At 66.5% G+C, this 14,441-nt stretch carries 12 protein-coding genes; 8 read left to right on the top strand and 4 right to left on the bottom strand.

Translation table 11 applies throughout. The features are described from left to right. The first annotated feature begins 744 nt into the window (after window positions 1-744). Window positions 745-2,214: a glycine betaine/L-proline transporter ProP gene (proP, locus tag G3N96_RS28035; RefSeq protein WP_206139201.1), complete on the top strand. Its 1,470-nt coding sequence runs from the start codon at window positions 745-747 to the stop codon at window positions 2,212-2,214. Window positions 2,215-2,271: 57 nt separating this feature from the next. On the opposite strand, the gene G3N96_RS28030 is transcribed toward proP, so the two are convergent. The 4 genes from G3N96_RS28030 to G3N96_RS28015 all read right to left on the bottom strand — a co-directional run bounded on the left by G3N96_RS28030 (window position 2,272) and on the right by G3N96_RS28015 (window position 6,773). Then, window positions 2,272-3,096, bottom strand: coding sequence for an alpha/beta fold hydrolase (locus G3N96_RS28030; protein WP_124579091.1), 825 nt, complete (start codon window positions 3,094-3,096; stop codon window positions 2,272-2,274). Between the two features lie 203 nt (window positions 3,097-3,299). After that, a complete protein-coding gene (locus G3N96_RS28025) occupies window positions 3,300-4,292 on the bottom strand; it encodes a LysR substrate-binding domain-containing protein (protein WP_124579089.1) in 993 nt (330 codons plus the stop codon). Window positions 4,293-4,905: 613 nt separating this feature from the next. Further along, entirely contained in the window at window positions 4,906-5,778 is an 873-nt protein-coding gene (locus G3N96_RS28020; protein ID WP_206139208.1) for a ferritin-like domain-containing protein, read from the bottom strand. Between the two features lie 47 nt (window positions 5,779-5,825). After that, window positions 5,826-6,773, bottom strand: coding sequence for a fatty acid desaturase (locus tag G3N96_RS28015; protein WP_124579087.1), 948 nt, complete (start codon window positions 6,771-6,773; stop codon window positions 5,826-5,828). Window positions 6,774-7,191: 418 nt separating this feature from the next. Between G3N96_RS28015 and G3N96_RS28010 the strand changes: the two genes are divergently transcribed. The 7 genes from G3N96_RS28010 to G3N96_RS27980 are packed head-to-tail and all read left to right on the top strand — an operon-like array spanning window position 7,192 to window position 14,341. Then, window positions 7,192-8,955 carry a fatty acyl-AMP ligase gene (locus G3N96_RS28010; RefSeq protein WP_346778915.1) on the top strand — a complete coding sequence of 588 codons (1,764 nt, stop codon included), beginning with the start codon at window positions 7,192-7,194 and terminating at the stop codon, window positions 8,953-8,955. Beyond that, on the top strand, window positions 8,952-9,662 hold the full coding sequence (locus G3N96_RS28005; protein WP_124579083.1) for an ABC transporter ATP-binding protein: 711 nt from the start codon (window positions 8,952-8,954) through the stop codon (window positions 9,660-9,662). Before G3N96_RS28010 ends, G3N96_RS28005 begins: the two co-directional genes overlap by 4 nt. Next, complete coding sequence (locus G3N96_RS28000; RefSeq protein ID WP_206139199.1) at window positions 9,634-10,851, top strand: ABC transporter permease; 1,218 nt, start codon at window positions 9,634-9,636, stop codon at window positions 10,849-10,851. Before G3N96_RS28005 ends, G3N96_RS28000 begins: the two co-directional genes overlap by 29 nt. Then, on the top strand, window positions 10,848-11,588 hold the full coding sequence (locus tag G3N96_RS27995) for an outer membrane lipoprotein-sorting protein (RefSeq protein ID WP_124579079.1): 741 nt from the start codon (window positions 10,848-10,850) through the stop codon (window positions 11,586-11,588). The genes G3N96_RS28000 and G3N96_RS27995 overlap by 4 nt, the downstream gene beginning before the upstream one ends. After that, window positions 11,578-12,897, top strand: a complete 1,320-nt coding sequence (locus tag G3N96_RS27990; RefSeq protein ID WP_206139198.1) for a hypothetical protein — start codon at window positions 11,578-11,580, stop codon at window positions 12,895-12,897. Before G3N96_RS27995 ends, G3N96_RS27990 begins: the two co-directional genes overlap by 11 nt. Before the next feature lie 15 nt (window positions 12,898-12,912). Then, window positions 12,913-14,028: a hypothetical protein gene (locus G3N96_RS27985; protein WP_206139197.1), complete on the top strand. Its 1,116-nt coding sequence runs from the start codon at window positions 12,913-12,915 to the stop codon at window positions 14,026-14,028. 58 nt (window positions 14,029-14,086) lie between these two features. Then, a complete protein-coding gene (locus G3N96_RS27980) occupies window positions 14,087-14,341 on the top strand; it encodes an acyl carrier protein (RefSeq protein ID WP_011350104.1) in 255 nt (84 codons plus the stop codon). Window positions 14,342-14,441: the final 100 nt, after the last annotated feature.

Genomic DNA, 14,441 nt, shown 5'->3' with positions numbered 1-14,441 from the left:
CCCGTTACCGCGATTTACCAACCTCGTACAATCACGCTGGCACGCCCTGTTTCATCATTAGAAGCAAGACCGTCGCGGCAACCCACCATGCATAGCACCGCAGTCTCGCGAAATACGATCAGGACTGCGACGTTAATTTCCGTTTCAAAAGCAGTCGGTTTCGCGTTCGTCAAGTCTGTCGTCGATACACCGACCATTCTGGGTATCGGTGACAGGCTCGTCTATTTTGTCGACTCGGACATTCACGACGCATTCGTTCCTTTTGGACGCGCGTTGATTCCAGTCGTGGCTGCCGCACACGATCGGCCCAGTGTGCCAAATCAGAACTACGAGTGCATGCGTGATCACCGCGGAGAAGGCGTCCGGCATTTCGTGTAGTGGACCGAAGACCTCGCGCGACGCTCGAATTGTTGCCACCACCGCCCTTCCATCCGCGACGAATGCGGGCAGATGCCGACCGACACGCGGTCCGGCGTCCCGATCGGCCGGACATGCTTCAGTGCAACCCGCACTGCCTGAACCCGATGTCGTTTACCACCGGGTTCCGGGCGCATGACCGATAGCCGCCCGCGCCCGTTTCCCTAAACTGGTTCGCACAACACACCTGCCCGGTGTCGTCCGCTACGCGCGTCACGCCACCGGCATCGACGCATCCCCGACACATCCGCCTTCGCTGTCCGTCGGCCCGCACGCCCCCGCTGCATTCCCGCCGGCCGGCCGCCAAGGCAATTCCAGGAGAGTTCATTGAGCCCGTCGCAAACGCGCCCCGCGAAAACCCGATCTTCGCGCCAGTCCGTCAAGCTGGATGACATCACGATCGTCGACCCCGCCGTCCTCAAGCGCGCGGTCGGCGCCATGGCGTTCGGCAACGCGATGGAATGGTTCGACTTCGGCGTCTACAGCTACATCGCCGTCACGCTCGGCAAGGTGTTCTTCCCGTCCAGCAGCCCGTCCGCGCAGCTGCTCGCGACCTTCGGCACGTTCGCGGCCGCGTTCCTCGTGCGCCCGCTCGGCGGCATGGTGTTCGGCCCGCTCGGCGACCGCATCGGCCGCCAGCGCGTGCTCGCCGCCACGATGATCATGATGGCCGTCGGCACCTTCGCGATCGGCCTGATCCCCAGCTACGCGTCGATCGGCATCATGGCGCCCGTGCTGTTGCTCGTCGCCCGCCTCGTGCAGGGCTTCTCGACCGGCGGCGAGTACGGCGGCGCCGCCACCTTCATCGCCGAATTCTCGACCGACAAGCGCCGCGGCTTCATGGGCAGCTTCCTCGAGTTCGGCACGCTGATCGGCTATACGCTCGGCGCGGCGACGGTCGCGCTGCTCACCGCCACGCTGTCGCAGGAAGCGCTGCTGTCGTGGGGCTGGCGCGTGCCGTTCTTCATCGCCGGTCCGCTCGGCCTCGTGGGCCTCTATGTCCGGCTCAAACTCGAGGAAACGCCCGCGTTCAAGAAGGAGGCCGAAGCACGTGAAGCGGACGAACGCGCGCGGCCGAAGCAGCGCTTCGCGTCGCTGCTCGTCGAACAGTGGAAGCCGCTGCTGCAATGCGTCGGCCTCGTGCTGATCTTCAACGTGACCGACTACATGGCGCTGTCGTACCTGCCGAGCTACCTGTCGGCGACGCTGCACTTCCGCGAATCGCACGGCCTGTTCCTGGTGCTGCTCGTGATGGTGCTGATGATGCCGATGACGCTCTACGCCGGGCACCTGTCGGACAAGGTCGGCCGCAAGCCGGTGATGATGGCCGGCTGCGTGGGCCTGCTCGTGCTGGCCGTGCCGGCGCTGATGCTGATCCGCACCGGCGGCATGCTGCCCGTGTTCGGCGGGATGCTGATCTACGGCGTGCTGCTGTCGACGTTCACCGGCGTGATGCCGTCGGCGCTGCCCGCGCTGTTCCCCACGCGCATCCGCTACGGCGCGCTCGCGATCGGCTTCAACGTATCGGTGTCGCTGTTCGGCGGCACGACGCCGCTCGTCACCGCGTGGCTCGTCGATCGCACCGGCGACCTGATGATGCCCGCGTACTACCTGATGGGCGCATCGTTCATCGGTATCGTGTCGGTGCTCGCGCTGCGCGAAACGGCGCGCCAGCCGCTGCCCGGCTCCGCGCCGTGCGTCGCAAGCCGCGCAGAGGCGCTGAGCCTCGTGCGCGGCCGGGCCGACGAAGCGCGCGGGCGGGACAGGAAGCTCACGCCGGTCAGCGAACGCGCTTGAAGCTTGTCTGCGTGAAGCGACGCCGCGCGACATGCGCCGGCGTCGCGCGCGCCGTCGTCAGCCTGCCGACAGCCGCTGCGCGTCGAACCAGTCGAGCAGCATGCGCGTGACGAACGCGGGATTTTCCAGATTCGAGATGTGGCCGGCGTCCGGCACCAGCGCGTGGGTGCAGCCGATCACGCTCGCCATCTTCACCGTTTCCGACGGCGGGCGCGCCATGTCGCCCGCGCCGCACATCAGCAGCGTGCGTTCGGCGTCCAGTTCGGCGAGTGCCGGCAGCGTGTCGGGCCGGCCGAAGATCAGCCGGCCGAGCGGAACGATCGATTGCCGCAACCGGTCGGCCGGCAGGTTCGCCAGTGCATCGCGAAACGCGGACGGCACCGGGCCCGCCAGATTGACATCCGGCCGGAAGAACAGCGGCACGATCGCATCGAGCAGCGGCGGCGCGATACGACCCGCGGCGGCGATGGCGTCAAGCATGCCGAAATAGCGCAGCCGCGTCGCCTCGGGCTCGGCCTCGAGCGACGCATCCATCAGCACGAGCGAGCGCACGCGCTGCGGTTCGCGCAACGCGAGCCGCGCGCCCCACATGCCGCCGACACTGAGCCCGACGAGCGCGCACTGTTCGATCGCCAGCGCGTCGAGCAGCGCACTCGCCTGCGCGGCGAGATCGTCGAGCGTCTGCGTGCCTTCCGGCATCGCACCCGATGCGCCGTGCCCCCACAGGTCCGGCACGATGACACGATACCGGCGCGACAGCGCGTCGATCTGCGGCGCCCACATCGCCGAATCCCACAGATAGCTATGCCCGAGCAGCACCGGGAACCCGGTACCGTGATCCTGGTAATGCAGGGTGCTGCCATGAATGTTCACTGCGGGCATGTCGTCTCCGGTGTCAGCGCGATCGGCAGCGGCCCGGAACCGGGCGCCGCGGTCGGCGGCGTGCTGCAACGAAGGCGAAGCGGCGCATCATCGCACAGGTTACGGGCGCGGCGCATGACGGTTCGCAACTGCGTGCGCGTCGACCCTGCCGCATGCCCCATCGACACACACGCGCGACGGCGCGACGGCGTAGCACGACTGCACTATCCGACGCGATACATCGGCACCACGTTGCTGCCGGCCGTTTCCGGGTCCGACGCGAGCGGATGACTCGCCTGCTCGAGCAACCAGTTGGTCAGCACCGCAATATCGAACTCGTTGCATGCATCCGGGTTCTGCACCAGCACGTAGCTGCCCGATGCGACCGTGCAGTGCGGGAACAGCTCGACGAGCCGGCCCTGCTTCAGCAGCCCGTCGACCAGCGGCCGCCGCCCGATCGCGATGCCGTGCCCGTCGACCGCGGCCTGCACCAGCTGGTCATACTGGCTGAAATGCAGCGCGCCGGCGGGCCGCAGGCGCGGCACGCCCAGCTCCTTCAGCAGATGGCTCCATCCGTGCCACGGCCACTCGCCGCGCGGATCGTCGAGATGCAGCAGCACGTGCTTGTCGAGATCCTCCGGCTTCATCGACGCGACGTCGCCCGCGGCCGGCATCAGGCTCGGGCTGCAGACCGCCACGACACGCTCGCGAAACAGCACGTCCGTCTCGTCCGTCGACGTATACGGCCCGGCATATCGCACGGCCAGGTGCAAACGTTTGCGTTTAAGATCTTCAATTTCGCTCGTGGCCGATACGCGTACGTCGATGTCGGGGTAGCTGGCGCGGAACGAACCGAGGCGCGGAATCAGCCACAGCGCCGCGAACGAAACGGTGGTCGACAACGAGATCGCGCGCTGGCCCACGCTCGACGACAGCTTGCCGATCACCGATTCCAGGTCGGACAACGCGAACGAGATCGCGTCGTATAGCTCGCGCCCCTTGTCGGTCAGCGTCAGGGAACGAATGTGTCGGTGAAAGAGCTCGATCCGGAGTTGCTCCTCGAGTGCCTTGACCTGCCGGCTCACGGCAGATTGCGTGACGTTCAGTTCCTGCCCGGCACGCGTAAAGCTCAAATGGCGCGCCGCGCATTCGAAGCCTCTCAGGAAATCCAGCGAAGGCATACTTCTCAATCGCTTTGCCAATCTCACATTAGCCATACCGCCGCCTCAAAGTTGCACCCACCGACAGACAAGTCGCCGTTCGTCTCCCTGACTCGTTTCTCCTTATTGGATTCGGAAACGATTTTATATTGAAGCATGGATGCGGATCATTCTTATTTTCAATCGTGACACCTGTATTTATCTATCAATTTTCATCGGCCAGATATTCTTACATTACTATTATCAAGTAGTGATTTTGTAAATCACCAAGCAGCCGGAATGACGTGAAGGATGACCGACAAATCCGCGTAAAAACAGCGAATTACAGGCGTAAATCGACGTCATGACAACCATACTGATGCTGCAGCAGACGCACATCCACATACCTACACTTTAATTTCAATCGCCAAACGATTTTATTAATTTACCGTATTACGAAAAGAGACCACACTTCAACATACACGCGGAATACCGTTTAAATTCGCGTTTTCATGTTTACGAAAACGTACTAAACGAATGAAATTGAATTGCGCCATTCAATTTCCGCAATTGATGAACCAATTATGTCCGGCAATGAATATTTCACCGACCGGAAAGGGCAACGCGCGTGCATGACGCGACCCAATTGTCCGGAATCGGTTCCGCCCTTTACCGGACGGGATGCGCGTCGCTATACCGCGTCCATCACGCCGTCCGTCACACGGGGCGTTCGCGCGGTCACTTCGCGGCGATAGCGGTTCAGCTCCTGTGCGGTCGTGAACGGGCGCTCGAACAGGATCGACAGGTTGTGCAGGATCCGCTCGACCACCTTCTTTTCCCATTCGCCGTCGAAGCGGATCTGCTCGTCGAGCCAGCGCTCGAGCCATTCCGGATCGGGCAGGCGCGACTGCACGGTGTCGCGCGGGAACAGCGCCTGGTTCACGTGCAGGTTGGTCGGATGCAGCGGCTTCTCGGTGCGTCGCGCCGACGCCATCAGCACGCCGATCTTCGCGAACGCGGCACGTGCGACGTCGCCGCAGTCGTGCAGCGCCTTCTTCATATAGCGCAGGTAGGCGCCGCCATGGCGCGCTTCATCGCGGGCGATCGTTTCGTAGATCTGCTTGATGACCGGCTCGGTGTGCCAGTCGGCCGCGCAGCGGTACCAGTGGTTCAGGCGGATCTCGCCGCAGAAGTGCAGCATCAGCGTCTCGAGCGGCGGTGCCGGGTCGAATTCGAAGCGCACCGCGTGCAGTTCCGCTTCGGTCGGCACCATTTCCGGCCTGAAGCGGCGCAGGTATTCCATCAGCACGAGCGAATGCTTCTGTTCCTCGAAGAACCACACGCTCATGAACGCGGAAAAGTCGCTGTCGTGCCGGTTGTCGCGCAGGAACATTTCCGTCGCGGGCAGCGCCGACCATTCGGTGATCGCGTTCATCCTGATCGTCTCGGCCTGCTCGTCGGTGAGCAGCGACGTGTCGAAGCGGTCCCACGGAATGTCCGTCTCCATGTCCCAGCGCACCGCTTCCAGCGACCTGAAAAGTTCCGGATAGAGCATCGTCGTCACCGTCGTTGAATGGCGTTCGTGCGCGGCACCGGCCAGCGTTGCCGCGGTCATGCCGATTGCGTGGCCGCCGGGCCCGCCGCTTCGGCGTCGGGCACACCGTCGTCCGCGTCGTCCTCCACCGTGCGCGGCGACAGCTTGCCGCGCAGCAGCGCGTAATAGAACTGCCGGTAAGTGCGGTGGTAGTAGCGGATGCGCGGCCCGATCGCGCCATGCAGATCGTGCAGCCGCTCGATCGGCAGGTTCGGCATCATGTGGTGCTCGACGTGATAGTTGTTGCCGTTCGTGAACCACGTCATGAACGCATTGCTCTCGATCGTCCGCGTGTTGCGGAACGGATCGGTGCTCGTCAGGTCGCAGCGGTAATGCTCGGGCATCTCGACCAGCGCATGCACGGGCGCGGCCACGAACACGAGCGGCACGACCCACACCCACACGACGAACCACGTGTGCAGCACGATCGACACGCCGGCCAGCAGCGCGATCGCCGCGACCATCAGCAGGTGATCGCGGCGGATCGCGCGCGACACGAGCGGGTTGTCGCCGAAGCTTGCGCCCGGCACGACGAGTTTCGCGACGTTCTTCGCGAACTGGATATAGTGCGCGGCCATCGACAGCCGCCACGCCCACAGGCCGAGATTCACGACGGGGCTCGCGCCGTACTGGTCGCCGTAGTCGAAGAACTCCTTGTTCTCGGGTGTGCCGAGCAGCCGGTGATGGCGCAGATGGCTGTCCTGGTACGCATGGAACGACACGAGCATCGGCATGCCGAGCAGCACGCCGAACACCATGTTGAGCCGCTTGCTCCTGAATCCCTGGTAGTGCAGCGCCTGGTGCTGCAGCTCGACCCCGTGCGCATACATCGCGCCGATCAGCAGGATGCCGACGATCTTCAGGACCACGACCGTCGACAGCGCGAACAGCATGCCGTGTGCGATGAGCGCGACGTAGACCGCGAGCTTCAGCGAGAAGACGACGCCGCTCGGGCGGCTCTTCATGTCTGCAACCGGTTTCTGACGGGCGAGAAGCGATGAGGTGACGGACAAAATGCTCTCCTTGGCCGGACCCTGCCCGGCACGATGACGCGGCGACACTGGCGCGCTGCCGGGTTGCAATTCTTCTGTGAGTCGATGCTTCGGACAAACGAATTTTCCGAACGCATTGCATGACGCCCGCGCATGAGCGCACCACATCGTGAACTAGACGACCGGTCGAATGCGTACCGACCATTCACCTCGCACGGGCTCGCACGTATACACACATGGCAGTGCCGAGTGGATGCGTGCTGCTCATGCATAGCCTGCAAATATTCCGTTTGTCGCGTCCTGTCGATCCGGCAAGAATCCCCCTCACTCGACGAACGGCGCCGCCGGCACCGTGGCGCGAGCGGCCGTGTTCCTCAAGGGGAGAATCCTCGTGACGAAGTGCGCATCCACCATTCATCGCCTCATCGAATCGCTCGAGGACGTCGCGGGCGCCATGCATCGCATGACGTTCGTCGACGACGCCGGCAACGAGGCGAGCATCACGTACCGGCGCTTCGCTGAAGAAGTGTTTCGCCAGGCCGGCGCGCTGCGCGAACTCGACGTGCGCGAGAACGACATGGTGATGCTGGCGTTGCCCGCGTCGGTCGAGCATGCGGTCGCGATGATGGCCTGCGTGATGACGGGCGCACTGCCCTGCACCGTGCCCGTTCCCGCGCGCCGCGCCACCACCGGGCGGCAGGTGATCGACGTCGCCTGCGAGCTGTACCGGCCGCGCCTCGTCATCGCCGCGGATGCGCAGGCCGCCGCATGGCGCGACGATGCGTTTCCCGCTTCGTCGACGCGCGTCGTCGATCTCGACACGCTGTCGCTCGTCGCGGATGCCGGTGCGCGCGCGCTGATCAGCGCAAAGCATGGCCGCGATCCGCATCATGTCCAGCTCACGTCTGGCTCGACGTCGCATCCGAAGGCCGCGGTGCTCAGCCACGAGAACGTGATCGCGAACGTGCTCGGCATTGGCGGGTCGGTGCGTTTCGACCTCGCGGCCGGAGACGGCACCGCGTCGTGGCTGCCGCTCTATCACGACATGGGGCTGCTTACGCTGCTGTCGAACCTGCATTACCGTGCGCCGCTGCTGATGATGCAGCCGAACAGCTTCATCCGTAATCCGCTCGGCTGGTTGAAGCGCATCGCATCGGCACGCGCGACGACGACGTCGGTGCCGACTTTCGCGCTGCGCTACTGCGTGCGCCGTTTCAATGCCGCCGCGATGGAAGGCGTGGACCTTTCCGCGTGCCGCAACATCTTCATCGGCGGCGAACGCGTGGACGACGCGACGCTGCGCGACTTCGCCGCGACGTTCGCGCCGTACGGTCTCGCGGCATCGGCGCTGCAGCCGTGCTACGGGATGGCCGAATCGACGCTCGCGGTATCGATGCATCGTGCGTGGCACGACGGCGCCGTTGACGGCGCGCCGTACGTGATCGCCGACACGCTCGACCGGCGCGCGCTGATCGAGCGCCGCGACGCGCAACCGGCCGCCGCGAACGACGGCGCCGACACCGACACCGAAACCGTGCTCGCGATGGGCACGCCGATCGAGGGCATGGCGTTCCGGATCCTCGACGACGGTGACCACGCGCTGGCGAACCGCGCGGTCGGCGAAGTCGCGATCCGCGGCACGTCGGTGATGCTCGGCTACCTGAACCCCGACGACGGCTCGATCGCCGCGCCGCTGACGGCCGACGGCTGGTTCCGCACCGGTGACATCGGCTATATCGCCGACGGCCAGCTTCATATCCTCGGGCGCAAGAAGGAAGTCATCATCATTCGCGGCAGCAACTACTTCCCGCATGAAATCGAGGAGGCGTTGGCCTCCCATCGCACGCTGCGCAAGAGCACCTGCATCGCGTTCGGGCTGCCCGATCCGGAGACGGGCACCGAGCGGCTGGTCGTCGCGATCGAGGCGCGGCCCGTCGATGCGACGCCGCAGACGCGCGCCGAGTGCCAGCAGCTGCTCGCGTCGCGGATCGGCTTCGCCGCGCAGGATCTGTGCTTCGTCGAACCCGGCTCGCTGCCGCGCACGACGAGCGGCAAGCTGCAGCGCCTGAAGTGCCGCGACCTCTATGCGAGCGGCGCCCTATCCGTGATCCACGCGACGGCCGCCGCCGAAGCCGGCCAGGGAGCGTACGCATGACCGCCACCACGCTCACGCCGGTGCTCGAGCTGCGCGACGTCTCGCGCGTGTACGAGGGCGCGGGCCGCGTCGTCGCGGTGCGTGGCGCGACGATCTCGATCGGCCAGCGCGACGTCGTCGCGCTCGTCGGCCCGTCGGGCAGCGGCAAGAGCACGCTGCTCAACCTGGCCGGTTTTCTCGACGTGCCGAGCAGCGGCGAACGCTGGCTCGAAGGCCGCCGGATCGACGATGCGCCGGACACGCTCGAACGGATTCGCCGCGAGCGCATCGGCTTCGTGTTCCAGCAGTTCAACCTGATTCCGGTGATGTCCGCGCTCGAAAACGTCGAGCTCGGCTGCTTCGCATGGGGCACGCCACGCACGCGGCGCGAGCGCGCCCGCGCGATGCTCGACGCGGTGGGGCTCGCCGCGCGTGAACGTCACCGCCCCGGCGAGCTGTCCGGCGGCGAGCAGCAGCGGGTCGCGCTGGCCCGCGCGCTCGCCAAGGAGCCGGCGATCGTGATCGCGGACGAGCCGACCGCCAGCCTCGACAGCACCAACGCGCGGGCGGTGGCCGAGCTGATCCTCGACACCAACCGCACGCTGGGCACCGCCTTTCTGATTGCGTCGCACGACGATCGTCTGTGCGCGCACCTGCCGCGCCGCATCGAGATGCGCGACGGCGTACCGGGAGTGAATCGTGAACTGGTCGACGTTTGCGTGGCGTAACCTCTGGCGCAACAAGCGCCGCACCGTGCTGACGATGGCGATGATCGGCGTCGCCGCGTTCGCGTCGAGCCTTGCGCTCGGCTACGTGATCGCGACCTTCGACGCGGTGCGTGAAGGGTCGATCGACAGCGGCGTCGGCCACGTACAGGTGCTGCACCACGGCTATCTCGACCTGATCGGCGAACGGCCGCTGCAATACGGGCTGACCGCCGACGAGCAGGCCACCGCCACGCACGCGATCGCGGCGTTGCCCGGTGTCGCGACCACCGCGCGCGGCATCGACTTCGACGGGCTGATCTCGAACGGTGATCTCAGCTACGGCTTCGTCGGCGAAGGCATCGAGCCGAACCGCGAGCCGCCCGGTTTCTTCGACTATCACACGGTGCTGTCGGGCCGCTATCTGTCGCCGACGCATGCCGGCACCGAGGTCGTCGTCGGCGCGGAACTCGCGCGCAAGCTCGGCGTGCACGTCGGCTCGGTCGTGCAGCTGATGGCGTCGACCGCGCACGGCGGCATCAACGCGACCGACGCGCAGATCGTCGGCGTGATGAGCACCGGCAACAAGGACGTCGACGAACGGATCGTCAACGTGACGTTCACCGCCGCGCAGGCGCTGCTGCGCACCGACCGCGCGTCGCGCATCGCGGTGTTCCTGTCGGACACCGCGCACACGCCGGCCGCCGCCGCGACGCTGCGCGCCGCGCTGCCGACGCTCGACGTGAGGACCTGGGACCAGCTCGTGTCGCTCTATCACCAGGTCGTCGCGCTGTACAAGAACCAGTTCTCGGTGTTCGGCGCGATTCTCTGCCTGACGATCCTGCTGTCGATGAGCAACTGGATCCTGATGAGCATCGTCGAGCGCCGCCGCGAGATCTCGACCCTGCGCGCGCTCGGCGTGCCGGCCGCGACGGTGCGCGGCGTGCTGATCCAGGAGACCGCCTTCCTCGGCCTGCTGGGCGCCGCCGCCGGCATCGCGGTGGCGCTGCTGACGATGGTTGCGCTCAATCACGCGCAGATCCACCTGCCGCCGCCGCCGGGCCGCGTGAAGTCGATCCTGCTCGAATTCACGGTCTCGCCGGCCGCCGTGGCCGCCGTCGAAGGCGCGTTCGTCGTGCTCGGGGTGGCCGCCGCGCTGCTCGCGACGCTCGGCCTCGCCAAACGCAACATCCTCGAAGGACTCGCCCCATGATTCGCATTCGCCACCTGGCCGCTGCGCTCGTCGCGTGCGCGCCGCTCGTTCATGCCGCCGACGCCCCGACGGCCCAGACCATGCTTGCCCGTGCCGATGCGTATCGCAGCACGGCCGCCGATACGCAGACGAACATCCGGATCACGAACGAAGTGGGCGGGCAGTCCGGCGACGCGACGCGCTACCTCGTCTATACGCGCGGCAACGGCGACACGCTCGCGCTGACGCGCAGCGGCGAGAACGACGGCCAGAAATACCTCGCGACGACGCGCGGCCACTGGTTCTACGTGCCGAACACGCGCAGCGCGGTCCGCATCAACGGGATGCAGCGGCTGCAAGGCGAGGTCGTGATCAGCGACATCACGCGCACGCATTGGGCGGACAGCTATCACGCATCGGCCGCGCCGGGCGCGACGACGATCGCCGGCAAGCCGGCCACCGAGCTCGACCTGACCGCGACCGACCCCGACAACGTCTACCCGACGATCAAGCTGTGGGTCACGCCCGATACCGACGTGCCGGTGCGCGCGCAGTTCTTTCTCGCGAGCGGCCTGCTGTTCCGCAGCGCCGATTTCTCCGCGCCGGTCGATGCGAACGGGCGCAAGGTGATCCGCAAGATCACGTATCGCAACGAGATCGAAAAGCAGCGCGCGAGCGTCGTCGACATTCTCGACGGCCAGCCGCGCAAGATTCCGTCGGGCTGGTTCAACCCCGACACGCTTGCCGATGGCCAGTGACAACAACGCTCATGTCGACGCCCATCGTGACCGCCGCCTTCCGTCATCCGGCCGACTCTGGCCCGCCGCCGCGCTCGCCGTCCCGCTTGCGCTCGGCTGTACGCTCGCGCACGGAGAATCGCTGATGGAACAGTTGAGCACACTGAACGGCATCGCGTACGCACGCACGGTCGACAGCATGGACGGACACGCGCTGTTAGGAAACCTGATCGGCGACCAGCCGCGCAACCTGCAGGAAGCGGGCCTGCTCGCGCGCATCGACGGCGAGAACCTGTTCATGAACGCCCGTGCCGTGGCCAGCAACCACTCGCTCGGCGCGCAGGCCACCCGCTTCAACGAGGCTGGCGTGCGCTACGCATTCGACAACGGCATCACGCTCACCGCCGGCAAGCGGATCGATCCGCTCGATACGTCACAGGCGTTCTTTCCGCTCGGCTTCTTCCAGAAGCGGGCCGCGACGGCCGACATTTACGACCGCTACGGCGACGTCGAAGGCACGCCGCTCGTCGAAGCGAAATGGGCCGGCGAACAGACCACGCTGCAGTTCATCGCCGGCGAGAACCGCACGCTGCGCAGCGACGTCGACAACCGTGACGTGCAGGGCGCGACGCAGCTCGTGCGCGGCGCGTACAACTGGTCGGGCGGCTCGGCCGCGTTGCTCGCGGGCCGGCATGCGGGCCACGGCGGCGCCGGCGCGACGCTGTCGTTCGACGTCGCGCGCTCGAACACCGTCTATGCAAGCGCGTGGCTCGAGCGCGGCACGACACGGCCATTGCCCGCGTTCATCGCGAACGGCACGCCGCTCGATTCGCCGGCCGCGTACGACGCGGTCGATCGCCGCAACGATCGCCAGATCATGTGGCGCAGCGCGGTCGGCATGCAGAGCGCACTGCCCGGCAACTTCTCGCTGATCGTCGAGTGGTCGCACGACGAGGCGCGCTACGACGCGAACCAGTGGCGCCAGATGGTCGGCGCGGTCCGCGTGAACAACGCGCTGCTGCCCGTCGCGCCCGGCGCGGCGCTGGGCGGCCTCGGCGGCGCGGCCGATTTCGTGAGCGTCGACGGCAACCTGCGCGACTACCTGTTCGCCCGGCTCGGCAAGAAGATCGGCCGCGTCGAATATTCGCTGCGCGGCGTCTATTCGCCGCAGGACAAGGGCCTGCTCGCGATCGCGCAGGTCGTCGCCGACGTGAACAAACGCGTGAGCGTCGATGTCGCGGTCACCCGCGCGTTCTCCGACAGCAACTCCGAGTACCGGATGGTCGGTCTCGGCACCCGTATCGACGCCGCCGTGCGCGTGCGCTTCTGACAGGAACCCCGCCCCATGTCCACGCTTTCCGCTCCCGCTTCGTCCGCCGACCCGCTCGCGACCGCGCCCGCGCCGCTGCTGCTGCGCGTGGCCGACCAGGCCGCGTATCCGGTGCTGCGCCACTTCGACACGATCGCGTCGCTCGGCACGCCGCCGCGCGCGGCGGCCCGGCTCGTCGAAGCGGCTGCCGTGCGGCTGCTCGACAGCGAGATGGTGATCGCGCTGCATGCCGCCACGCCGGACGTGCTGCCCGATTCGTCCGCGTCGACGCCGCTCCGCCACGAGGAAGCGCCGCTCACCGAAGCGCTGCTCGAACAGATCGGCCGCGAGGGGTTTCATCACCTGTTCAAGCCGTTCATGCGCGCGTTCATCCGCATCATGTTCGGGCTGTTCTTCTCCGACGACCAGAACCGTCGCGCCTGCGACTGCATCGACAGCGGTCACAACTTTGCATTCCTGATGAGCGACGGCGGCGGCCCGACGCTCGCCGCATGGCGCACGGTCGTGCGCAGCGACGACCACGGCCTCGCGCTCACCGTCGACAAGGTGTGGGGCATCGAAGCCCATCGCGACTGCATGGCGGTGGTCGCCGCGCGGTTGCCGGGCGTGATGTTCCCGGCCGCCTACCTCGTGTGGCCCGACGAGTACCGCAAGCTGAAGCGCACAACCTGCGGCGCGCCGTTCCTCGCCGGCAACCTGCAGCTTGCGAACGTCGGCGGCCAGGTGCGCGCGCATGCCGAAGACCGCCTGCGGATCGGCGGCCCGACCGTGTTCAACAAGTACCTGACCGTCGTGCGCCCCTACTTCGTCCGCGCGCTGATGGCCCACGTCGGCTGGCTCGCGCAAACGGGCCGCGTCGAACTCGACGCCGACGCGCGCGCCGTCCACCAGTTCATTGCTGACGCCGCGCGCAGCCAGACCGACGACGCGCACTACAGCTTCGGCAAGGTGCAGCGCGTGCTCGCGATCAAGCTGCTGTCGAACGAGTTCCTGACGGCGCTCGTGCGCGACGGCAGGGTAGCGACTTTCGACGACCAGCGCGACCTGCTGGCGTTTTCGAAGATGGAAGGCAGTTCGTACCGTTGTTATCACGAGCTTCGCAAGAGCCTGCGCTGCGAAGCCGGCAGTTGACCCACGCGACAGGCCGATCGATCCCGATCAACCCACTTCATTATCAGGAGCTCCTCTCATGACGACCCAGAACGTTCCGGCCGACGCGCTCGACATCCTGTCCCGCGAAGTCGCGAAAATCCTCAACGTCGAGACCGTCGACACCGACGCCGGCATCGGCGAACTCGGCATCGATTCGCTTAACATCGTCGAGCTGATCGTGTTCTGCGAACAGCTCTACGGTTCGATCGACCCGGAAGCGCTGAACATCACGCAGTACACGACGCTGCAGCAACTCGACGCGCAGCTGCGCCGCCAGCAGCACGCGGCCTGACACGACGATGCTCGCGCCCCTTGCGACCGTGGCGGCCCCCGCCGCCCAGCCGGCCCCGGCCACTGCGCTGACCGTGCAGGCGCTCGCGTACCGGCGCGTC

Origin of the sequence: Burkholderia sp. Se-20373, from assembly GCF_017104705.1 — a bacterium.
Classification (GTDB): domain Bacteria; phylum Pseudomonadota; class Gammaproteobacteria; order Burkholderiales; family Burkholderiaceae; genus Burkholderia.
This window is presented reverse-complemented; position numbering and strand designations above follow the sequence as displayed.